The organism is Streptacidiphilus sp. P02-A3a (assembly GCF_014084105.1).
GTDB lineage: Bacteria > Actinomycetota > Actinomycetes > Streptomycetales > Streptomycetaceae > Streptacidiphilus.
Genome location: NZ_CP048289.1, coordinates 4,140,150 through 4,161,488 on the forward strand (window position 1 = coordinate 4,140,150; position 21,339 = coordinate 4,161,488).

Genomic DNA, 21,339 nt, shown 5'->3' on the forward strand with positions numbered 1-21,339 from the left:
GCGTCCGGAGTTCGTGATCAACAACCATTGACGAGCCCTGGGGAGGATGGCAGACTGACGGCCGCCCAGTCAATGGTCTATACCAACGCCCCGCTTTGTGGCTGCGCCTTCCTATTGAAAACCGGCAACTTCGGTCCATAGCAACGTATGTGACGCCATCTCGGGGGGACTTTGATGAGCGCGACGCTTTCCCATCTGCTACGTGAACGAGCCGCCGCGGAACCGGAGCGGGAGGCCCTGGTCGTCAGCGGATCGGCGCTGGACTTCGGCGACTGGGAACGGCGGTCCAACGCCGTGGCCGCCGGGCTGCGACAGCGCGGAGTGGTCCACGGGCAGCGGATCGGGCTGCACTTCGGCAACAACGACTGGCTGGAGTACGCCGTCGCGTTCTTCGGCGTGCTCAAGGCCGGAGCGGTCGCGGTGCCGCTGTCCGACCAGCTGAGCCCGCCGGACCTGGCCGCACGACGGGAGCACTGCGGCGCCGAGTTGCTGCTGCGGCCCGGGGAACTCCCGTACCTGGAACCGGAGACGGAGCTACCGGAGCTCCCGGGCCCGGGGGATCTCGCGCAGATCCTCTACACCTCGGGAACCACCGGCAGTCCCAAGGGAGTTGTCGCCAACCACGGCAACCTCGGCTACGGCTGGGGCGGTCGGCGCAAGCCGTTCGCCCACTCGCGGCACCTCGCCCACGGATTCCCGATCGGCACCAACGCCGGGCAGTGGATGCTGGCCAACGCCGTGGGCGCGCACCCCACGGTGGTCACCCTCGGCCAGTTCACGCCCGGGCGCTTCGCCCGACTGATCGAGCAGTACCGGGCCGGGACGGTGTTCCTGGTCCCGACGATGGCGATCGAACTCCTCGCCGCCGGGGCGCACACCCGGGCCGACCTGTCCAGCGTGCTGCTGCTGGGCTCCGCCGCCGCACCGCTGCCGGGCCGGGTCGCCGCCCAGCTCGGCGAGGCCTTCCCGAACGCGACCATCGCCAACTACTACACCTCCACCGAGGCCGCTCCGGCGCAGACCGTGATGCTCTACGACCCGGAGCGCCCGACCAGCCTCGGCCGGCCCGCCTCCGGCGGCGCGGTCCGGATCGCCGACGCCACCGGCGCGCCGCTGCCCGCCGACGCCACCGGCGAGGTGTGGATGCGTTCCCCCACCGACACCCGGAGCTACTACGGCGACGCGGCGGCCACCGGAGCGGTGTTCCACGACGGCTGGATCCGCATGGGCGACCTCGGCTACCTCGACCGCGACGGCTACCTCTACCTGGTCGACCGGGAGAGCGACGTGGTGAAGTCCGGTGCGCACAAGGTGTCCACCATCCACGTGGAGGAGGCCGTCTACCAGCACCCGCGGATCGTGGAGGCGGCAGCGTTCGGCGTGCCGCACCCCTCCCTCGGGAAGGCCGTCGCGGTCGCCGTCGTCGGCCCGGTCGACCACGCCGAACTGCGGGTCTTCCTGCAGGACCGGCTCTCCCCGTACGAGATGCCGCACCACCTGGTCACGCTCGACGCCCTGCCCCGCAACCACGGCGGCAAGGTGGACAAACGCGCACTTCGAGAGGTTGTCGGATGAGCCAGCTTTCCATCGCCCAGCACGGCATATGGGTCACCGCGCGGGCCGGCGCGGCCACCGCCTACCACATGCCGCTGCTGATCGCCCTGGCCGCACAGCCGGACCAGGGCGCACTCGCCGAGGCCTGCCGCGCTCTGGTCGAGCGGCATCCGCTGCTCGGCAGCGCGGTGCGGGAGCGCAGCGGTGTCCCGCACTTCGAACCGGCGGCCGTGGCGCCGGTACTGGAGCGGGCCGAGTCCGTGGACGAGGTGGTCGACCGGCCGTTCGACCTGGAGCGGGGACCGCTGGTCCGGTTCGCGCTGGTCGGCGGACGCACGCTGCTGGTCGTCGCCCACCACCTGGTCTTCGACGGCCACTCCAAGGACCTGCTGGTGGCGGAGCTGGCCGCGCTCCACGCCGGCGACCCGCTGGAACCGGCGCCCCCGGCGGTCGCCGTGCCCGCGCCGAGCCCGGACGCCCTCGCCGACGCCGCCGACTTCTGGACCCACCGCTGGCACGAGCCGGGCGCCGTCGCGCTGCCCGGCGGCACCCTGCGCTCCCGCGCCGCCGGGACCGGCGAGGCCATCGAATTCCCCTTGGCCATAACGGATATGGAGGGCCTCACCCGATTCGAGGTACTGGTCTCCACAGTCCACGCGTTGTTGGCCTCATACGGGAACTCGGAGGTTTTCACCGCCCTCGACCTGTCCACCCGAACGGCGGCGGAATCCGGGCGGATCGGCTGCTATGTGAATGAACTCCCGATTCACTCCCGGCCGTTGCCCACTACACCATTCTCCGCGTTCGCGGCGGAACTCCGGCGCGAACTCCGGGAGATCTACCGCCATCGGGGAGTCCCGCTCTCCCGCGCCGTCCCGGGACTGCGCCCGCATGCCGCGCTGGCACCGGTGTCCATCAGCTACCGCCATACCGCGCAGGCGAGTTGGCCGGGTGCCGACGTGGAATGGCTCGCCTTCAACCACAGCGTCCGCGGCGCGCTGCAACTCCAGGTCGTGCAGGGGGCGCACGGGGCCGTGGCCAGCCTGCGGTACGACCCGCGCGAACTCGCCGACCCCGCGGCCTTCGCCGCCGACCTCACCCTGGCACTGACCGCAGTGGCCCGGGACCCGCACCAAACCCTGGGTGAGATCAGGGAGTTCACCACTCCAGTGGCCCCGGTCGGGGGTGACCGGCCGCAGCAGGCGCAGCCGCTGCCGCAACCCGCGGCCGCTGCCGCCGACGGACCCGACGCCGACGATCCGCTGGTCGAGCAGATCCGGGCGATCTGGGAGCAGATCCTCGACCTCTCGCCGATCGACCCGCACGACGACATCTTCGACCTGGGCGGACACTCACTGACGATCACTCAGATCATCGCCCGGATGCAGCGGCAACTGGGCGTGGAGATCTCGCTGGACGACTTCTTCGACAACTCGACCATCGCCGGAGTGGTCAAGGTGATCCGCTCATGACCACCGAGACCCCCGCGCGCAAGCACGCGCCGCCGCTCAGCAGGCTGTCCGACCAGGACCTGACCCAGCTGCTCACCATCCGCGCCTTCGAGTCGCAACTGCTCGACCTGTTCGACCGGGGCATGCTCAACGGAACCACCCACACCTGCCTCGGGCAGGAGTACGTCCCGGTCGCGCTGGAACCGCTGCTCGACCCGCGCGACCACGTCTTCAGCAACCACCGGGGCCACGGCCACTACCTGGCCAGGCACCGCGACCCGGAGGGGCTGCTCGCGGAGATCATGGGCCGCCGCGGCGCGGTCTGCGGCGGGGTCGGCGGCAGCCAGCACATCCGCCGGGACCGCTACCTGTCGACCGGCGTCCAGGGCGAGAGCCTGCCGGTGGCCTGCGGTGTCGCGCTGCACCTCAAGCGGACCGAGCCGGGGGCCCTGGCCTGCGTCTACATCGGTGACGGGACCTTCGGCGAGGGGGCCGTCTACGAGGCGCTGAACATCGCCGCACTGTGGCGGCTGCCGCTGCTGGTGGTGGTGGAGAACAACGGCATCGCGCAGTCCACGCCCGCCGCCGGGAACCTGGCCGGGAGCATCGCCGGACGGGCGGCGGCGTTCGGCATCGCGCATCAGCGCACCGACTCCATGGACGTCAACGCGATCCGGGACCAGCTGGCGCCCGCCGTCGGCGCGGTCCGCGACGGAGCGCCGCTGGTACTGGAGTTCGCCACGCACCGGCTCGGACCGCACAGCAAGGGCGACGACACCCGCCCGGAGCCGGTGGTCGAGCGACTGCGGTCGGCCGGATGGTACGCGCGCTACGCCCGGGACCACCCGGAGCAGTTGCAACGGTTGGAGCAGCGGGCGCGGGCGCGGATGGCCGCCGTCGCCGAGGACGTCACGGCACGGGAGCTGTCATGAGAGTCGCCGAGAACCTCAACGCCGCCCTGCACGGGCTGATGGAGCGGACCCCCGACCTGTACCTGATCGGCGAGGACGTGGCCGACCCGTACGGCGGAGCCTTCAAGATCACCCGTGGCCTGTCCAGCCGCTTCCCCGAGCGCGTGCTCACCACCCCGATCAGCGAGAACGCGCTCACCGGCATCGCCGCCGGGCTCGCCCTGGCCGGGGACAGCGCCATCGCCGAGATCATGTTCGGCGACTTCGCCACCCTGGCCTTCGACCAGCTGGTCAACTTCGCCGCCAAGTCGGTCTCGATGTACGGCGACCGGCTGCCGATGCGGATGATCGTGCGCTGCCCGGTCGGCGGCGGCCGGGGCTACGGGCCCACCCACAGCCAGAGCCTGCAGAAGCACTTCCTCGGCGTGCCCGGCCTGGCGCTGTACGAGGTGTCGCCGTTCCGCGACAACGCCGCGGTCCTCGCGGAGATGCTCGCCCGGCAGGAGCCCTGCGTGCTGTTCGAGGACAAGGTGCTCTACACCCGTCCGATGGAGGAGGTGCGGGCCCCGTTCGTGCTCCAACCGCCGGACGGCTCCGGCATGGCCCGGGTGTCCCTGGCCGGCGGCTCGGGTGGCGGTCCCGACTGCGTGCTGATCGCGGCCGGGGGCACCGCCCACCGCGCCCTGGACGCGATGCGCTCGCTGCTGCTGGAGGAGGAGATCGAGTGCACGCTGCTCGTCCCCTCCCGGCTGTACCCGTTCGACGTCGAGCTGCCCGACACCCGTCAGGTGTTCGTGGTGGAGGAGGGCACCGCCGGCGGCACCTGGGGCGCGGAGGTGGCGCACGTGATCCACCAGCGGCACTGGGAGCGGCTGGCCCGGCCGGTGACCCTGGTGCACTCCGCCGACTCCGTCATCCCCACCGCTCCGCACCTCGAACGCGAGGTGCTGGTCAGCGCCTCGACCATCCACCGCGTCATCCAGGAGACCCTGAGTGGCTGAGCAGCGAGTGCCCAAACTCAACAACAACGACACCGAGTACGTGCTGACCGAGTGGCTGGTGGCGGACGGCGCCGAGGTCCGCGCCGGTGACCCGATGGTGGTCGTGGAGACCTCCAAGGCCGCCGAGGAGCTGGTGGCCGAGGCGTCCGGGGTGCTCCGGCAGCGCGCCAAGGCCGGCGACCTGTGCCGCCCCGGCGAACTGGTCGCGGAGGTGCTGGACGGCTCCGCGCCGCGCTCGGTCGAGCCGGGTCCCGCCGCGGACCCGGCCGCGGCCGACGGCGGACCGCTGGTCACCAGGGCCGCGCGGGAACTGGCCGACCGGTACGGCATCAGCGCCGGGCGGATCGCCGCCCTGGGCCTGGCCGTGGTCCGCGGCGCCGACATCGAGGCACTCCACGCGGCCGACGGTTCCGCCGCCGGGGCCGACGCCGCCGGGGCGGAGACCGCCGTTCGGCCCGGCGCGGTCCGGCTCGGCCGGGTACAGCGGGGCGTGGCGCGCTCCGTCGAGCTCTCGCACCGGACCATCCCGGCCGCGTACACGGTGGTGCGGATGGACCTCGGACCGGCGGTCGCGCACGCCCGGGCGCTGACCCGCAGCGTACGGCGGCCGGTCGGCCTGGCCGAGGTGTTCGTGCAGCAGGTCGCGGCGCTGCACCCGCAGTTCCCGCTGTTCTTCGCCGCCATCGAGGGCAGCACCGCGCTGCTCGCCGAGGCCCCGCACATCGGTGTCACCGTCGACCTGGGGGAGGGGCTGTTCGTCCCCTGCGTCCGCGACGCCGCCAACCGGACGATCCGCGAGATCGCCACCGAACTGATGAGGTTCCGGCTCGCCGCGACCGACGGCACGTTCCGCGAGAGCGACCTGGGCGGAGCCAACTTCGTGGTGACCCTGCACACCGACGCCGACGTGGTGCTGGCCGTGCCGCTGGTGTTCCCGGGCACGGTCTGCGCGCTGGCGGTCACCTCGCCCACGGACGGTTCCCCCGCCAACATCGGCCTGGCCTACGACCACCGGCTGATCAACGGCCGGGACGCGGTGCTGTTCCTGCACGCTCTCAAGAACTCCGTCGAAGGGCTCGGTTGATGTCCGCCGTCGAACTGTCCGAGGCCAAGCGCGAACTGCTCAGACGCAGGCTCAGCACCCGGCGGCAGGGCCAGGCCGTGCCCCGGCGGCCGGAGGGCAGCGAGCCGGTGCTCGCCCCGGCGCAGGAACCGATCTGGTTCATGGAGCACTTCGCGCCCGGCACCGCCACCTACACCATCACCCTCGCGGCGCGGCTGCGCGGTCCACTCGACACCGAACGGCTACGGCTGGCCCTGGCCGAACTGCCGACCCGGCACGACAGCCTGCGCCACCGGTTCCCGGCCACCACCGACGGCCGCCCGGACGTCCGGCTGCTGCCCCGGACGGAGGTACCGCTGGCCCGGGCCGAGGCGGCGACGGACGAGGAGACGGTCGCCCGGATCAGCGCCGAGGGCGGCGAGCCGCTCGACCCGGCCCAGGGCCCGCTGCTGCGCGCGCTGTTGATCGCGCGCGGCCCGGACGACCACGTGCTGGCCCTGCTGACGCACCACATCGTCGCCGACGGCCAGTCGGCGCAACTGCTGATGCACGACCTGCTCGCGCTCTACCGGGGCGAGGCCCCGGAGCCGCCCTCGGTGTCCTTCGGCGACATCGCGGCCTGGCAGCGGGAGCGCCCCCTGGAACGTGAAACCGGTTACTGGACGACCCAGTTGGCGGACCTGCCACGACTGGAGCTGACCACCGACCAGCCCCGACCGGCCCGGCAGGACTTCGCCGGGGCCTCCACCGTGCGCCTGCTCGACGCGGAACTCACCGAGCAGCTGACCGAGTTGGGGCGTCGGCAGGGCGCGACCCGGTTCATGACGGTGCTCGCCGGATTCCAGGCGCTGCTCCACCGGTACACCGGCCAGGGCGAGTTCGGCGTCGGCATGCCCGTCGCCGGGCGCACCAGGGCGGAGTTCGAGGACGTCGTCGGGATGTTCGTCAACACCCTGGTGCTCCGGGCCCGACTCGCGGACGACCCGACCTTCGCCGAACTGCTCACCCGCGCCCGGGACGTGGTGATCGACGCGCTGGACTGCCAGGAACTCCCCTTCGCCCGGCTGGTCGAGGCGCTGAACGTGCCGCGCGACCCGAGCCGCCAGCCGCTGGTCGACGCCCTCTTCTCGATGCACGACTTCCCCGCCGCCTCCGGATCGGACGGACCGCTCCAGGTCGAGGACTACCCGCTCGCCCCCGGCTCCTCCCGGCACGACCTGGAGCTGTACGTGGTCCCCGCCCCCGACGGCGGACTGGCCTGCACCTTCACCTACCGGACCACACTGTTCGACGCGGACACCATCGAGCGGATGGCCGGGCACCTGGAGTCGCTGCTGCGGGCCGCCGTCGCCCGCCCCGACACCCGGGTCAGCCGGCTTCCGCTGCTGGGCCCGGACGAGCGGGCGCTGATCGACGGCTGGAACGACACCGCCACCGGGTTCCCGTCCGCGCAGACCCTGCACGGCCTGGTCCAGGCCCAGGTACTGCGGACGCCCGGGGCGACCGCCGTCACGTTCCGGGGCAGCTCGCTCAGCTACGCCCAACTCGACGCGCGGGCCAATCAGGTGGCGCACCGGCTGCTGGCCGAGGGGGTGGGCCCGGGCACACTGGTGGGGGTCTGCGCGGAACGGTCGCCGGAACTGGTCGTGGGCCTGCTCGGGGTGCTCAAGGCCGGAGCCGCCTATCTGCCGCTGGACCCCGAATACCCGGCCGGGCGGCTGGAGTTCATGCTCGACGACGCCGCCGCGCCGATCGTGCTCACGCAGACCCGGCTGCTGGCCGAGGAGCCGTTGCACGCCCTCGCCGACGCCGGCACCCAGCTGCTGCCACTGGACCGGGCCGAGCTGTGGGACCCGCAGCCGACCACCGCGCCGGAGCGCACCGCCGACCCGTCGGCCGCCGCCTACATGATCTACACCTCCGGCTCGACCGGCCGCCCCAAGGGCGTGCCGACCGGCCACCGGGCCATCGTCAACCGCCTGGACTGGATGCAGCGCCGCTACCGCCTGGGCGCCGACGACACCGTGCTGCAGAAGACCCCGGCCGGTTTCGACGTGTCGGTGTGGGAGTTCTTCTGGCCACTGCTGGCGGGCGCGCGGCTGCTGCTGGCGGAGCCCGGCGGCCACCGCGACCCGGCCTACCTGCGCGAGCTGATCGAGGCCGAGGGGGTCACCACCGCCCACTTCGTACCGTCCATGCTGGGCCTGTTCCTCGCCGAGGAGGGCGTCGGGCGCTGCGACTCGCTGCGCCGGATCATCTGCAGCGGCGAGGAACTGCCGGTCGACCTGGCCCTGCGCTGCCTGCGGACGCTCCCCGCCGAACTGCACAACCTGTACGGGCCGACCGAGGCCGCGATCGACGTCTCCGCCTGGCAGTGCACCCCGGAGGCGCTGGCCGGCCGGGCCCGGGTGCCGATCGGCCGCCCGATCCACAACGCCGAGCTGCACGTGCTGGACCAGCACCGCGAGCCGGTACCGGTCGGCGTCCCCGGCGAGCTGTACCTCGGCGGCGTCGCGGTCGCCTCCGGCTACCACCGGCGGCCGGAACTGACCGCCGAGCGCTTCGTCGACGGCCGCTACCGCACCGGTGACGCGGCCCGGCGGCTGCCCGACGGCACGGTCGAGTTCCTCGGCCGACTGGACCAGCAGGTCAAGCTGCGCGGCCTGCGGATCGAGCTCGGCGAGATCGAGGCGGCGCTGCGCGAGCGGGCCGGTGCCCGCGAGGCCGTGGTCACCGTCAGCGAGGACCAGCGGCTGATCGCCTACCTGGTCGGCGGGCCGACCGAGGCGGCGCGGGTCAGGGACGCGATCAGGGGCACGCTGCCGGAGTACATGCTGCCCTCGATGGTCGTCCCGCTCGACGCGCTGCCGCTGACGCCCAACGGCAAACTGGACCGCAGGGCGCTGCCCGCGCCCGAGGTCGCCACCGCCGCGTACCGGGCCCCGGAGACCGACGCGCAGCGGGCGATCGCCGCCGTCTGGAGCGAGGTGCTCGGCGTCGAACAGGTCGGCCTGGACGACGACTTCTTCGACCTGGGCGGACACTCGCTGCTCGCGATCCAGGTCATCGCCAAGCTGCGCACGGCGCTGCCGCCCGGCGGTCGCCAGGTCGGCCTGGTCGACATGTTCTCCGCGCGCACCGTGGACGAGTTGGCGGCGCTGGCCGCCGAGCCCGCCAGCGACGGCCCCCGGCCACTGCTGCAACGGCTCACCGGCCGCCGCGCGGCCACCGTCAGCTACGTCTGCGTGCCGTACGGCTCCGGCAGCGCCATCGTCTACCAGCCGCTCGCCGACGAACTGCCCAGGAACGCCGTGCTGTACGCGCTCTCCATCCCCGGCAACGACATCGGCCTGGACGAGGAGCCGATGGAGTTCGACGAGCTGGCGGCGCGTACCACCGAGGAGATCCTCGCCATCGAGGGCCCGCTGGTGGTGTACGGCCACTGCGGCGTCGGCGCCGCGCTCGCGGTCGAGCTGGCCCGGCGGGTGGAGGCGGCCGGACGGCGGGTGGAGGCCGTCTACATCGGCGCGATCTTCCCCTTCGCCAAGCCCGGCGGCCTGTGGCGCAGGCTCCGGAGCCCGGAGACCTTCAACCGGCTCCGCAGCAGCCAGCGCGACCTGGACTCGCTCAAGGCGCGCGGCGTCGACCTGGACGAGCTGGAACCGGGTGTCGCCGACCGGATCATCCGGACCATGCGGCACGACTCGCTCGCCGCCGAGAAGTACTTCACCGGCCTGTTCGACCAGCCGGGCCGGGCCCGGCTGCGCGCGCCGATCATCTCGGTGGTGGGCGACCGCGACCCGGCGACCGCGATGTACGAGGAGCGCTACCGGGAGTGGCGGTTCCTCACCGACACCTCCGCGCTGGTGGTGCTGGACGAGGGCGGTCACTTCTTCCTGCGCTACCGCGCGGCGGAGGTCGCCGACGTGCTGCTGACCCACACCCGGTTGGACGCGCCACCGCCCCGGACCGACACCGACACCTGGTGGGTGCAGGACGTCGCCACCCCGCAGTCGCAACCGGCGGCGTCGCCAAACGGGGACGTCCGGCCCAGCATGGGACGGTTCCTGGTGGTCGCCGGGGGCCAGCAGATCTCGCTGATCGGCTCGGCGCTGACCGGGTGGGCACTGCCGATCACGGTACTGGTGCACTCGAAGTCGATCGGCCAGTTCTCGCTGCTGGCCGTGCTCAACCTGGTGGGCCTGGTGATCTCGCCGCTGGCCGGGGCGATCGTGGACCGGGGGAGCCGCAGACAGGTGATGATGGCCGCCGACTGCGCCTCGGGCGCGATCGAGGCGGTGGTCGCGGTGCTGGTGCTCACCGGCCACATCCAGCTGTGGGAGATCTACCTGCTGATCACCTCGCTGTCGGTGACCACCACCTTCCAACGGCTGGCGTACTCCTCGGCGGTGCCGCAACTGGTGCCCAAGCAGTACGTCGGGCACGCGATGGGCGTGACCCAGATGACCAACGGGGTGGCGCAACTGGTGGTGCCGCTGGTCGCGGCGGGCCTGCTCGGTCTGATCGGCCTGGGCGGGATCGTGGTGGTCGACGTGGTCAGCTACGCCTTCGCGATCGGTGTGGTGCTGTTCGTCCGATTCCCCAACACCCTGCCCTGGCGGCCGAAGGAGCCGCTGACCACGGAGATCGCCAAGGGCTTCAGCTACACCTGGAACGATCGCGGACTGCGCTCGATCCTGGCGTTCTTCGCGGTCCTGAACATCTTCATGTCGCCGTTGCTGCTGCTGGTCTCACCGCTGGTGCTGTCCTTCGGGACGCTCACCGACGTGGGGTGGATCTCGCTGGTCAGCGGCCTGGGGGTGATGCTCGGCGGAACCACCATGGCGCTGTGGGGCGGACCGCGCCAACGCCGGTTCCACGGGGTGCTGATCGCGACGGTGGCCATGTCCGTGGCCGGAGTACTGGTCAGCCTGCGGCCGTCGCTGGTGCTGATCGGCGTCGGGGCGTTCGCCCTGACGTACGCGTTGACCATCATGAACACCGTGTACTCGACCATCGTGCAGATCAAGGTGCCGTACCGGTACCACGGGCGGGTGTTCGCGCTGAACACGCTGGTGGCCTGGTCCACCCTGCCGATCGGGATGGGCCTGGTCGCGCCGTTCGGGTCGGAGCTGTTCAACCGGCTGCTGGCGGTGCACGGCGCGCTGGCGTCCACGGCCGGTGCGGTCGTCGGCACCGGACCCGGGCGCGGCACCGCGCTGATGTTCCTGCTCTGCTCGGTCGGCATGCTGCTGGTCGTCGGCGGTGCGCTGTGGATTCCCAGGCTGGCGCGGTTCGACACCGACATGCCGGACGCGCAGCCGGACGACCTGCTCGGGGTGGAGGCCCTGGCGGAGAAGCGGAAGCAGCCCGTGGACGCCTGAACCGACGCCCGACCGGACGGGACCGCCCTGCTGACGGCCAGTCAGGAGGGCGGTCCCGCTGCTCTCACGTAATCTACGACTGGTCAGATACCTTGCTGTTCAGGACACTTCGGCGCAGCAGGGTGCCCTCCGGGTCCAGGCCGAGCAGTCTCCCGGCCTGGCCGCCGAGCGTGAGGACATCTCGGGCCGGTCCCAACTCCTGCCAGGAGCTGCTCTGTTCGGGCAGTCTATGGAGCAGGGTGCCCTGGCCGTCGATCGCGTACAAGCGGCCGTTGACGGCGGTGAGCGCGCGCAGCGCGGCGGGCGGGGCGAACCGCAGCCAGGTGCGCGGCGAGCCGTCCGGTCGCGGGCTCTGCGGTGCGGTCCACAGCGCGCCGTCGTGGTCGAGGGCGTACAGGCGGCCGTCGCAGACGGCCAGCGCCCGGGTTCCGGTCGGACAGCGGTCCAGCACCTGCCAGTCGGCCGCCTCGGGGAAGGGCGGGCGAGCCAGCAGCCGACCGTGCCGGTCCGCCGCGTACAGCGCCAGCGGGCCGCCGACCGTGGCCTCCCTGGGGGCGGCCAGCGCGACCACGTCCGGGGCCGGACCGGCCGGTTGCAGCCTGCGGTTGTGCGCGTCGGCCGAGCGTACCCCGAGTGTCCCGTCCGCCAGTGCGGCGAAGATCCACGGGCCGGTCCCGGCCAGTGCCAGCGCGCCGTGGGCCGAGCCGAGCGCGGTCCAGCGCCCCGGCGCCGCCGGGGCGGACAGCCGGGTCAGCACGTTGCGGGTGATCCGAGCCACCACCGGATCACCGAGTGCCGCGCCCCAGTTGACCGTTCCCGCGTTGAAGACGGTGCCCGCACCGGACTCGAAGACGCCCAGCACGGCCCAGCCGCCCTGTCCGTAGTGCTGCCAGTGCCGCAGGTCGGCGGTGGCGAGCACGGCCAGCGAGGCGGGCGTGCCGTCGCGTCCGGTGGCGGTCGGCACGCCGTCGGTGAACTCCAGGTCGGCGGCGTCGGTCTCGTAGCCGAGCCCGCCCCGGGCGAAGGTGTCGCCGTCGGCCAGGCCGGTGCCCTCGAAGACCCAGTGCGCGGCGAAGGCGACGGTGTACGCCTCCAGCCGCATCCGCTCCATACTCGGTCCCCAACAACCGGCGCCGGTACGGAAACTGAGACCGGTGAGGCTGTTCTCGGGCCGGTTCACCGGGTCGCTCGACCACTCGACCGTGGTCAACTCCGGTGCCAGTTGCGCCATCGGGTCGGCGGCGGCGTCGCGGTAGCAGACCATGGTGCGGCCCTCGTCCTCCAACCGCATCTGCCACCAGGCGGTGTTGGCGCCGAAGACCGCGAGGTTGCCGCCCGCCCGGACGAACCCCTCCACCCGGTCGCGCATCTCCCAGGTCCAGTACTCGTCATGGCCGTTGACCACGAGCAGGCGGTACGGCAGCAGCGCCCTGGGGTCGAGGTGGAGATCGAGGTTGGAGCAGTAGTCCACGTCCGGGCCGTGCGCGCGCAGCCAGCGCATCAGGCCCTCCTCCCAGCGTTCCGGCGGCGGTCCGCCGCCCGGGCGGTCGAAGCTGACCCGGGCCGCGCGGGCCGGGTCCTCGGTCCAGTACAGGCCCTCGCCGGGCACGCCGCTGCGGTTGTACGCCTGCCAGGTGGCGAACGGCACCGAGAGCAGCACCCGGGCCCGTGGGGCGTCCTCGGCCGGGCGGACCACGAACCACACCTCGCTGGCCTCGCCCCGGCCGGGGCGGAAGACCGCCCGGTACAGCGAACTGCGCCAGTGGCGGGGCACGTCCAGCACCCAACTGCCACCGGTCACCGCCGACCGGTGCACGGTCCGGCCGTCCACGGCGTCCCGTACGGTGACCCGGCCGACCAGTTGGCCCTCCGCCGCCGTGACCGCCGCCGTGACCGCCGCCCTGTCGGCCGATCCGGACGCCGAGGCGCGGGCCGGTCTGCGGGTCACGGTGAAGCGAAGACTCCCCCCCTGTGCGCAGGAGGTCGCCTCCGCGTACGCAACCAAGGTCACTACCGTGCCGCCTTCCCCCGAGGCGCGTTGCGCCGGACTTGCGCACCGGCTCCCCCGCAGTCCCGAAACCGCTATTGGTCCAGACCTTTAGGGGAGACTGGCATAGACCAATGGAGCGGTCAAGGGAGATCAGACCCCCTTTCCCGGCCCCGGCCGACCGGGTGCGGGAGAAGCCCGGGCAAGGCGGGAGAAGCCCGGCAGGGGCAGGTCACCCGGGCGTCCTCGGCCGCGAAACCGCGTTCCGGCGCGGCGGCTCAGCTCCGAGCCGTCGGCCCGGGCCACGGTCGCGGCGATCACCGAGGCGGGCGGCAGCACCGAACCGGTCCGGGTCGGCGTCGCCGCTGTCACCGCCCCGCTGCTGGCCCGGCGCGACGGCGCGATCGTCAACGTCTCCTCGAACGGGGCCGGACCGGCCATGGGCGACTACACCCTGGTCGGCGTGTACAAGCCGGCCCTGGAGGCGCTGACCCGTTACTTGGCCGCCGACCTGGACCCACCGGTCCTGGACAGCGGAGCCGCCAGCCCGTAACTTATCGAACGTTCGAACCTGGCCACTCCGGGAGTCCCCATGACCGACACGGTTCTCACGCAGTACGCCGACGGCGTCGCCGTGATCACGATCAACCGGCCGGAGGCGCGCAACGCGCTGGACGCCGAGGTCGCCCGGGGCGTGGCCGCCGCCCTGGACGAGTTGGAGGCCCGGGCGGACCTGGTCGTCGGCGTGATCACCGGGGCCGGTGGCAGCTTCTGCTCGGGGATGGACCTCAAGGCGTTCCTGCGCGGCGAGACCCCGACCATCCCCGGCCGGGGCCTGGTCGGGCTGACCGAGGCCCCGCCGGGCAAGCCGCTGATCGCGGCGGTCGAGGGCTACGCCCTGGCCGGTGGCTGCGAGATCGCCCTCGCCTGCGACCTGGTGGTCGCCGCCGAGGACGCGAAGTTCGGCATCCCCGAGGTCAAGCGCGGGCTGGTGGCCGCAGCCGGGGGCCTGCTGCGGCTGCCGCAGCGCATCCCGTACCAGGTCGCCATGGAGTACGCGCTCACCGGCGAGTTCCTGGACGCCCCACGCGCCCACAGCCTGGGGCTGGTGAACCGGCTCACCGCGCCGGGCGGCGCGCTGGCCGGGGCCCGGGCGCTGGCCGCCACGATCGCCGCCAACGGCCCGCTCGCGGTGCGGACCACCAAGCAGATCATCGCGCAGGCCGCCCAGTGGCCCGCCGAGGAGGCCTGGACCCGGCAACAGGCCCTGGTCGAGGCGGTGTTCGCGTCCGAGGACGCCCGCGAGGGCGCGCGCGCCTTCGCCGAGAAGCGGGCTCCGCGCTGGACCGGGAAATGACCGCAGGTCACGGCCCGCTGGACGGGGTCCGGGTGTTGGAGCTCGGCGGCATCGGCCCCGGCCCGTTCTGCGGCATGCTGCTGGCCGACCTCGGCGCCACCGTGGTCCGGGTGGAGCGGCCGGCCGACGCCGGAAACCCCTCGCAGCACCCGTGGCTGCACCGCAACCGCCGGTCGATCGCGGTGGACCTGAAGCGCCCCGAGGGGGTGGCCGCGCTGCTGGCGCTGGTCGAGCGGTCGGACGCGCTGATCGAGGGCTTCCGGCCGGGCGTGGCGGAGCGGCTCGGCCTTGGCCCCGACCCCTGCCTGGCCCGCAACCCGGCCCTGGTCTACGGCCGGATGACCGGCTGGGGGCAGGACGGACCGCTCGCCCAGGAGCCCGGACACGACATCAACTACATCGCCCTGGCCGGGGCGCTGCACGCGATCGCGCCCGAAGGCGGCGACCCGGTGCCGCCGCTGAACCTGGTCGGCGACTTCGGCGGCGGCGGCATGCTGCTCGCCCTCGGACTCCTCGCCGCCCTGCTCAACTCCCGTGCCAGCGGCCAGGGACAGGTGGTGGACGCGGCGATGACCGACGGCACCGCGCTGCTGCTGGCGATGACCTACGGCTTCCTGGCCCACGGACGCTGGCAGGACCGCCCGGCCAGCAACCTGCTCGACGGCGGGGCCCCGTTCTACACCGTCTACCGCTGCGCCGACGACCGGCACGTCTCGGTCGGCTCCATCGAGCCGCAGTTCTACGCCGCGCTGCTGCGGGTGCTCGGCCTGAGCGAGGACCCGTTGTTCGCCCGGCAGTTCGACCGGGCAGCCTGGCCCGCGATGCGCGAGCGGTTCGCCGAGCTGTTCCGCTCCCGGGAACGGGACGACTGGGCCGCCCGGTTCGAGGGGCAGGGCGCCTGCGTCACTCCGGTGCTGTCGCTGACCGAGGCGCCGGAGCACCCGCACAACGCCGCCCGCGCCACCTACCTCCCGGGCCCCGGCGGTGGCATCCAGCCCGCCCCCGCGCCGCGCTTCAGCGCCACCCCGACGGCCGCCCCGGTCGCGGCCCCGCCCACCGGCGCGGACACCCGCGCCGTACTGCGCGCCTGCGGCCTGCCGGACGACCAGCTGACCGACCTGTTCGCCCGTGGCGTCCTGGCCTGACCGGGCGTCATCGCATCGTCCGCGCAGCCACTGCGAGACGTTCGCTCAGCTCGGCGCGACGGGCTGTTCGAGGAGCTCCTCCGGTTCGTCGAAGCCGCAGCGCCGGTACAGCGGCGCACTGCGCTCGGACGGCCACACGATCAACGTATCCAGGCTGTGAGCGCGCGCATAGCCGGTGGCCGCGTCGAGCAGGGCCCTACCCAGACCGCGATTGCGCTGTTCAGGGACGACGTAGAAGTTCGTCACGTAGCCGAGGGCGTCAGAACCCGGGTAGGGACTCGGCACCTTCTCCACGAGACACACGAACAGGTGACCGCAGGGCCGACCACCCACCTCCGCGACCCAGACACGCCACGGCCCGACCATCCGGGAACGCAGCCACTGCTCACACTCGGCCGTGAACTCCTCTTCGTTCCGCCGGACTTCGTCTCCGCCGTCCTCCACCTTGAACCGCCAGCGCATGGCTGCCAGCGCGGGCGCGTCATCGGACCCGGCCAGACGGATAGCAACGTCACTCATGGCCACACTCTCGCAGGCCGATCCGCCAGGGCGAAACGGCCCAGGAACGTCCAGTGACTCGTGAACTCCTGTGGTGAGGGCTCCTGAGCCCAGCCACAATGATCATTGTGAGGGCCTGTCCAGGCAATGGCTCTGCTCCGTAGCCGGTGGTGACTGGGCGTCATTCTGGGTCTTGATGGAGTGTGCTTGAGCTCAATGCCCTTATGGGCACGGTGTTTTCGGGGTTGTCGGCGCTGGTCGTCGAGGACGTAGTGGACGACGGCGAGTCCGTCCGGGTAGTGGCCCGGACTCCCGACGGCGCGGTGCCGTGTCCGGTGTGCGGAACTCCGGCCGGGCGGGTGCGCAGCTTCCACGGCCGGACCGTGACCGATGCGGCGGTGGACGGCCGACGGGTGGTGGTGGAGGTCAGGGTGCGTCGCCTGGTGTGCCCGGTCCTGGGCTGTCCCCGGCAGACATTCCGCGAACAGGTGCCCAGCCTGCTCGGACGCTACCAGCGCCGGACGAACCGCCTCGCTGCGCAACCCGGCTCCGTGGTAGCGGGGTTAGCGGGCCGGGCGAGCTCCCGCCCCTCCCGTGTCCTGGCTATCGCGGTGTCCCGCTCGACCGCACTGCGGATGCTGATGCGACTGCCACTGCCACTGCCACTGCCCCTACTGCAGGTGCCCCGGGCCATCGGCGTGGACGACTTCGCGCCCAGACGGCGCCACCGCTGTGCCACGATCATCATCGACGCCGAGACCGGCAGACGCATCGACGTACTGCCCCACAGGCCGGGTGCCACGCTGACCACCTGGTCGCGCGCGCACCCCGGGGTCGAGATCGTGTGCCGGGACGGCCCCACCGCCTACGCCGAGGCCATCCGCACCGCGCTGCCCGACGCGGCGCGGGTCAGCGACCGTCGGCATGTCCGGAAGAACTTCCGCGAGAAGGCCCTGACCGAGACCCGTGGCCATGCTCCCCGCTGGGCCACCCGCAACCCCTCCCTACCCGGCGGCATACGCGAGCAGACCACCCTCGAACGCTGGCACAAGGTCCACAACCTCACGGACCAGGGCGTCGGCCTACCGGAATGCTCCCGCCGCCCGAACCTCGCCCTGAACACCGTCAAACGCTACGCCCGCAGACCCCGGCCACCGGCCGAACGCATCGTCCCGCGCCACCGCCCCACCCTGGTCGACCCCTACCGCGACCACCCGCGCACCCGCCGCGAACAGAACCCGGCCCTGCCCGTGACACAGCTCTTCCGCGAGATCAAAGAGCGCGGCTACGCCGGCGGCCTCAACCTTCCCTACCGCTACCTGAACCAGGGCCGCGCCGAGGGCACGCGACCCGTGACCACCCCGCAGCACGCCGCCCGGCTCCTGCTGACCAGACCCGAGAACCCGCGGAGCAAGGACACCGAACTGCGGGACCCGATCACCGCCGCCTGCCCACAGACGACCGCACTCGCCAACCCCATCGCCACCTTCGCCGCCCTGCCCACCCCGGCCGCAGGCAACGACACCAAACTCACCGACTGGATCAGCCATGTCCGTGCGGCCGACCTTCCCCACCCGCACTCCTTCCGCAACGGCCCGCAGATCGACCGCGCCGCAGTGAACGCCGCCCCCACCCCGCCCTGGCACAACGGCCGTACCGAAGGCGTGAACACCCGCACCAAAAGGATCACGCGCCAGACGCACGGCCGCGCCGGCCTCGCCCTCCCCCGCCACCACATCCTCCTCCACTAGCACAACGTCACCACCGACTACGGGGCAGAGCCGAAGACCGTACAGACCCGGCCCGGGTACTGCGCAGGGTGTGTCAAGACGAGTGCGTCAGGATGACAGAAGGGGATGCGCGTCGACCCTGTCCACGGCCAGACCAGAATAGTTCGCCGGCACGCTCGCACGGAATTCCTCCGCCCAGCGCGGATCGATGCGGCGAAGGATCTCGATCTGCTTGGCCACCCGTGTCAGGCGGGTGTCGTCACGGTACTCCGGGAAGCGGTCGCGGTTGTTCTTCTCCCAGTTCAGGGCGAACCCCCAGACCGCTCGCAGCGTTGCCTGGTGGGCCAGTTCCTCGGCGTTCCGGGTACTGTAGGGGACGGTGTCCATCCCGCGCTCGTGTGCCACCAGCATGACCTCCCCTTCGCTGCCGAATTCAATTGTGACCCCGTCGAAAGGGGGTCCCTCGATTTTCGGCATGCGGGATGCAAGGTCGGGGACATTTGCCGTGACCTGGGCGAGTGCCGCCTGTACTGCTGTCCTCGAGATCGTCATGAGTGCGATGATATACGACCGGAGATTCGGGCAGTCCGGCGGCGCCGTGCGTACAAACCGTCATCGGTGATAAACGTCGAATGGTCGAATTCCAGCGATGTCGACGGCAGTGAGATTCGCGGGTGCCAGCCGGGAAGCTGACGGACATCCGACAGGCCGAGGCCGTCCCGGGCAGAGCCGGGACGGCCTCGGCCTGTGTGGAAGCCTACGGGTCAGCTGGCCGTTGTGGAGTGTCGCGGCAGCAGCTCGGTCAGGTAGTAGAGGAGCGCCAACAGGGGCAGGACATGGACCAGCCAGTACCGGGGCCGGCCGACCGAGGGCGCCGCCCGGCGGCCGGGCCCGGCGGCGGGCGCCGGCACCGATGGGGCCTCCGCTGCTTCCGGCGGGGCAGCCGGTGGCGCGGGAGCGGTGCCGGTGTGCGCGGGGCCGTAGACGATCTCCCAGGAGTCGGTGTGCTCCAGGACGTCCATCGCCACCGCGCTCTTCAGCACCCGCAGCAGGCGCCGAAACTCCTGCGGTTCCATTTTCGCTCGCGCGGCGAGGGCCGGGATGTCCTGGTCCGGCAGGTTCAGGCCCATCACCTGTGGGTCCTCGCCCGGCCGCGAGGGCTTGGTGAGCCCGGCCAGGACCATGAACACCCGCTTGGCGTCCAGGTTGGTGATCTGAAGCCCCATCACGTACTTGATAGCGCTGTTGTTCACTTGTGCGGCCTCTCTGGTTCGCTGCGGGCCGCACTGTGGCTGGCGGCCGGCATGGGCTGCCCTGCGCGGCCGGGTGTCACACGGTTGGGATGGTCCGGCTGTCCCACACGAACGATCCTTTGCCCTTTGCCCAGCTCAACCCACCGATTCCGACCGGTGCCAGGATGGTGGGGACGTGCGCGTCGTCCTGGCGGGGCCGGTGGAAGCGGACCACCCGGTGAACGCCGGCGATCCGGTCGCGGCAGTATCGCCCGGCGGGCACGTGGCACTTGGTGCAGGGTTGTGCCGCGCAGGCGTTCCAGGCCTCGCGCAGCGCCTCTTCGATGTGCAGTGCTCCGGGTGCGCCGGGCTTCGCCACGAGGGTGAAGTACTCCATTGGGTGATCGTGGCAGAGCGTCGTCGGTCGCGTCAGCGGATCCGGCAACCACAGCGTTCGCTGTCGTGGGTGCCGCTGCAGCGCGGCTCATCGGGGCAGTGGCTGGAGCTGATGTTGTCCGACCACATGCGTACGGCGCGGATCGACACGGCCCTGCCTGCGAGGGTGAGGGCTGCCCAGATTCCTGTGCCGGTGAGGTGACACGTTCGAGTCCTAGTAGTACTTCGTTAAGTTTGGTTGATGTGGGTGCTGTTGATCGGGCATCATGGCCGACGTGGATTTGGGGGAGATCGAGCAACTCCGTGGTGAGCTGGCCGAGTTCGTCGGTGAGGTATTTGCGTCGGTGCGGCGTCGTGACGTGCGTGGGTGGGGTGACTGCTACCTGCGCGGGCTGATGCTGGACGGCCGTCGCAAGTCGGTCCAGCCGATGGCGGCGCGGTTGCCGGACGGGGACATGCAGGCGCTGCAGCAGTTCGTGAACCAGTCGCCGTGGGACCACGCGGCGGTGCTGCGGGCGGTGGCGCTCAAGACGGTGCCGGCGGTGGACCCGGTGGTGTGGGTGATCGACGACGTCTCGTTCCCCAAGGACGGGCGGATGTCGGTCGGTGTGGCGCGGCAGTGGTGCGGGGCGCTGGGCAAGCAGTCCAACTGCCAGGTCGCCGTCAGCCTGCACGCCGCCTCCGACACCGCGTCCGTGCCGGTCTCCTGGCGGCTGTTCCTGCCCGAGGGGTGGCAGGACGACGCCGACCGGCGCACTCGCGCCGGTGTCCCCGAGGAGGCGGGACACCGTGAGAAGTGGCGGCTGGCCCTGGACCTGATCGACGAGGCTGTCGGCTGGGGCCTGGAGCCGAAGGTCATTGTCGCCGATGCCGGCTACGGACAGAACACCGCGTTCCGCCAGGGCCTGGCCGACCGGGGCCTGGACTTCGTCGTCGCCGTGCGCGCGGACGAGTCCGCACACCCGCAGCACGCCGTTCCCACCGCCCCGCCCTGGTCCGGCACCGGCCGCGTCCCCGCCACCCGCTACCGCGCCAGGGCCGCCGCGCTGAGTGCACTGGCGGCCGACGGCGGGCGGGCCGCGTTCCGCCGCTCCACCTGGCGCCACGGCTCCAAAGGCCCGATGCACTCACGCTTTCGGACGCTGACCGTGCGCCCCGCCGGGGTCGCCGCCCGCCGCCACGCCATGGCCGCCGCCGGCGGCGCCGCGGCCTGGGACGGCGTACTGCCCGCCACCACCCTGCTGTGCGAGTGGCCCACCGGGGAGAAGGCCCCCACCGAGTACTGGCTGACCAGCCTGCCCGCCGACACCGCGCTGCGACACCTGGCCCGCCTGGCCAAGATGCGCTGGCGCATCGAGCACGACTACCGCGAGATGAAGCACGGCCTGGGCCTGGACCACTTCGAAGGCCGAACCTGGCGCGGCTTCCACCACCACCTCGCCCTGGTCACCGCCGCCCACGCCTTCCTCACCCTGCGCAGACTCGACCCAAAAGCCCAAGCGCCGGCCTGACCCTCTACCAGGTCCTCGACCAGATACAGGACCTGCTGAACTGCTGGACCGGCACCTGCACCACCTGCCAACGCCCCCTACCCGCAAGCACAACCACGCACAACGCCCGCCCACCAAAC

17 protein-coding genes are annotated in these 21,339 nt (G+C 72.1%); 11 read left to right on the top strand and 6 right to left on the bottom strand.

Annotated elements, in window-relative coordinates:
* The first annotated feature begins 174 nt into the window (after positions 1–174).
* From GXP74_RS18080 to GXP74_RS18105, 6 genes are read left to right on the top strand one after another with little or no spacing between them, the layout of a single operon-like run.
* Entirely contained in the window at positions 175–1,575 is a 1,401-nt protein-coding gene (locus tag GXP74_RS18080) for a class I adenylate-forming enzyme family protein (protein ID WP_182452476.1), read from the top strand.
* On the top strand, positions 1,572–3,026 hold the full coding sequence (locus tag GXP74_RS18085; protein ID WP_182452477.1) for a condensation domain-containing protein: 1,455 nt from the start codon (positions 1,572–1,574) through the stop codon (positions 3,024–3,026). Before GXP74_RS18080 ends, GXP74_RS18085 begins: the two co-directional genes overlap by 4 nt.
* Positions 3,023–3,937 (top strand): thiamine pyrophosphate-dependent dehydrogenase E1 component subunit alpha, encoded by a 915-nt coding sequence (locus GXP74_RS18090; RefSeq protein WP_182452478.1) that lies wholly within the window; start codon positions 3,023–3,025, stop codon positions 3,935–3,937. Before GXP74_RS18085 ends, GXP74_RS18090 begins: the two co-directional genes overlap by 4 nt.
* Positions 3,934–4,917: an alpha-ketoacid dehydrogenase subunit beta gene (locus GXP74_RS18095; protein ID WP_182452479.1), complete on the top strand. Its 984-nt coding sequence runs from the start codon at positions 3,934–3,936 to the stop codon at positions 4,915–4,917. The genes GXP74_RS18090 and GXP74_RS18095 overlap by 4 nt, the downstream gene beginning before the upstream one ends.
* The gene (locus tag GXP74_RS18100) at positions 4,910–6,001 is read left to right on the top strand and encodes a 2-oxo acid dehydrogenase subunit E2 (protein ID WP_182452480.1); all 1,092 of its coding nucleotides are present in this window, start codon (positions 4,910–4,912) and stop codon (positions 5,999–6,001) included. The genes GXP74_RS18095 and GXP74_RS18100 overlap by 8 nt, the downstream gene beginning before the upstream one ends.
* Positions 6,001–11,364, top strand: coding sequence for a non-ribosomal peptide synthetase/MFS transporter (locus GXP74_RS18105; RefSeq protein WP_182452481.1), 5,364 nt, complete (start codon positions 6,001–6,003; stop codon positions 11,362–11,364). Before GXP74_RS18100 ends, GXP74_RS18105 begins: the two co-directional genes overlap by 1 nt.
* 73 nt (positions 11,365–11,437) lie before the next feature.
* On the opposite strand, the gene GXP74_RS18110 is transcribed toward GXP74_RS18105, so the two are convergent.
* The gene (locus GXP74_RS18110) at positions 11,438–13,312 is read right to left on the bottom strand and encodes a N,N-dimethylformamidase beta subunit family domain-containing protein (RefSeq protein WP_182452482.1); all 1,875 of its coding nucleotides are present in this window, start codon (positions 13,310–13,312) and stop codon (positions 11,438–11,440) included.
* A 192-nt stretch (positions 13,313–13,504) separates the two neighbouring features.
* A complete protein-coding gene (locus tag GXP74_RS40440) occupies positions 13,505–13,792 on the bottom strand; it encodes a hypothetical protein (RefSeq protein ID WP_225448023.1) in 288 nt (95 codons plus the stop codon).
* On the opposite strand from GXP74_RS40440, the gene GXP74_RS18115 reads away from it, so the two are divergent.
* The 3 genes from GXP74_RS18115 to GXP74_RS18125 are packed head-to-tail and all read left to right on the top strand — an operon-like array spanning position 13,755 to position 15,853.
* Complete coding sequence (locus GXP74_RS18115) at positions 13,755–13,904, top strand: hypothetical protein (RefSeq protein WP_255528244.1); 150 nt, start codon at positions 13,755–13,757, stop codon at positions 13,902–13,904. The two genes, GXP74_RS40440 and GXP74_RS18115, sit on opposite strands and share 38 nt — an antisense overlap.
* 39 nt (positions 13,905–13,943) lie before the next feature.
* Positions 13,944–14,708: a crotonase/enoyl-CoA hydratase family protein gene (locus GXP74_RS18120; RefSeq protein WP_182452483.1), complete on the top strand. Its 765-nt coding sequence runs from the start codon at positions 13,944–13,946 to the stop codon at positions 14,706–14,708.
* Positions 14,705–15,853 carry a CaiB/BaiF CoA-transferase family protein gene (locus tag GXP74_RS18125; RefSeq protein WP_182452484.1) on the top strand — a complete coding sequence of 383 codons (1,149 nt, stop codon included), beginning with the start codon at positions 14,705–14,707 and terminating at the stop codon, positions 15,851–15,853. The genes GXP74_RS18120 and GXP74_RS18125 overlap by 4 nt, the downstream gene beginning before the upstream one ends.
* A 45-nt stretch (positions 15,854–15,898) precedes the next feature.
* Here GXP74_RS18125 and GXP74_RS18130 read toward each other — a convergent pair whose 3' ends face one another.
* On the bottom strand, positions 15,899–16,372 hold the full coding sequence (locus tag GXP74_RS18130) for a GNAT family N-acetyltransferase (RefSeq protein ID WP_225448024.1): 474 nt from the start codon (positions 16,370–16,372) through the stop codon (positions 15,899–15,901).
* A gap of 212 nt (positions 16,373–16,584) precedes the next feature.
* Here GXP74_RS18130 and GXP74_RS18135 point away from each other — a divergent pair, with 212 nt between their 5' ends.
* Positions 16,585–18,102: an ISL3 family transposase gene (locus GXP74_RS18135; protein ID WP_182456523.1), complete on the top strand. Its 1,518-nt coding sequence runs from the start codon at positions 16,585–16,587 to the stop codon at positions 18,100–18,102.
* Positions 18,103–18,189: 87 nt separating this feature from the next.
* Here GXP74_RS18135 and GXP74_RS18140 read toward each other — a convergent pair whose 3' ends face one another.
* From GXP74_RS18140 to GXP74_RS18150, 3 genes are all read right to left on the bottom strand, one after another.
* Positions 18,190–18,633 (bottom strand): Imm63 family immunity protein, encoded by a 444-nt coding sequence (locus GXP74_RS18140; protein WP_182452486.1) that lies wholly within the window; start codon positions 18,631–18,633, stop codon positions 18,190–18,192.
* 212 nt (positions 18,634–18,845) lie between these two features.
* The gene (locus GXP74_RS18145) at positions 18,846–19,334 is read right to left on the bottom strand and encodes a hypothetical protein (protein WP_182452487.1); all 489 of its coding nucleotides are present in this window, start codon (positions 19,332–19,334) and stop codon (positions 18,846–18,848) included.
* A 76-nt stretch (positions 19,335–19,410) separates the two neighbouring features.
* Positions 19,411–19,710, bottom strand: coding sequence for a hypothetical protein (locus GXP74_RS18150; RefSeq protein WP_182452488.1), 300 nt, complete (start codon positions 19,708–19,710; stop codon positions 19,411–19,413).
* 274 nt (positions 19,711–19,984) lie between these two features.
* Between GXP74_RS18150 and GXP74_RS18155 the strand changes: the two genes are divergently transcribed.
* Positions 19,985–21,220 (top strand): IS701 family transposase, encoded by a 1,236-nt coding sequence (locus tag GXP74_RS18155; RefSeq protein ID WP_182456524.1) that lies wholly within the window; start codon positions 19,985–19,987, stop codon positions 21,218–21,220.
* The last annotated feature ends 119 nt before the right edge of the window (positions 21,221–21,339 follow it).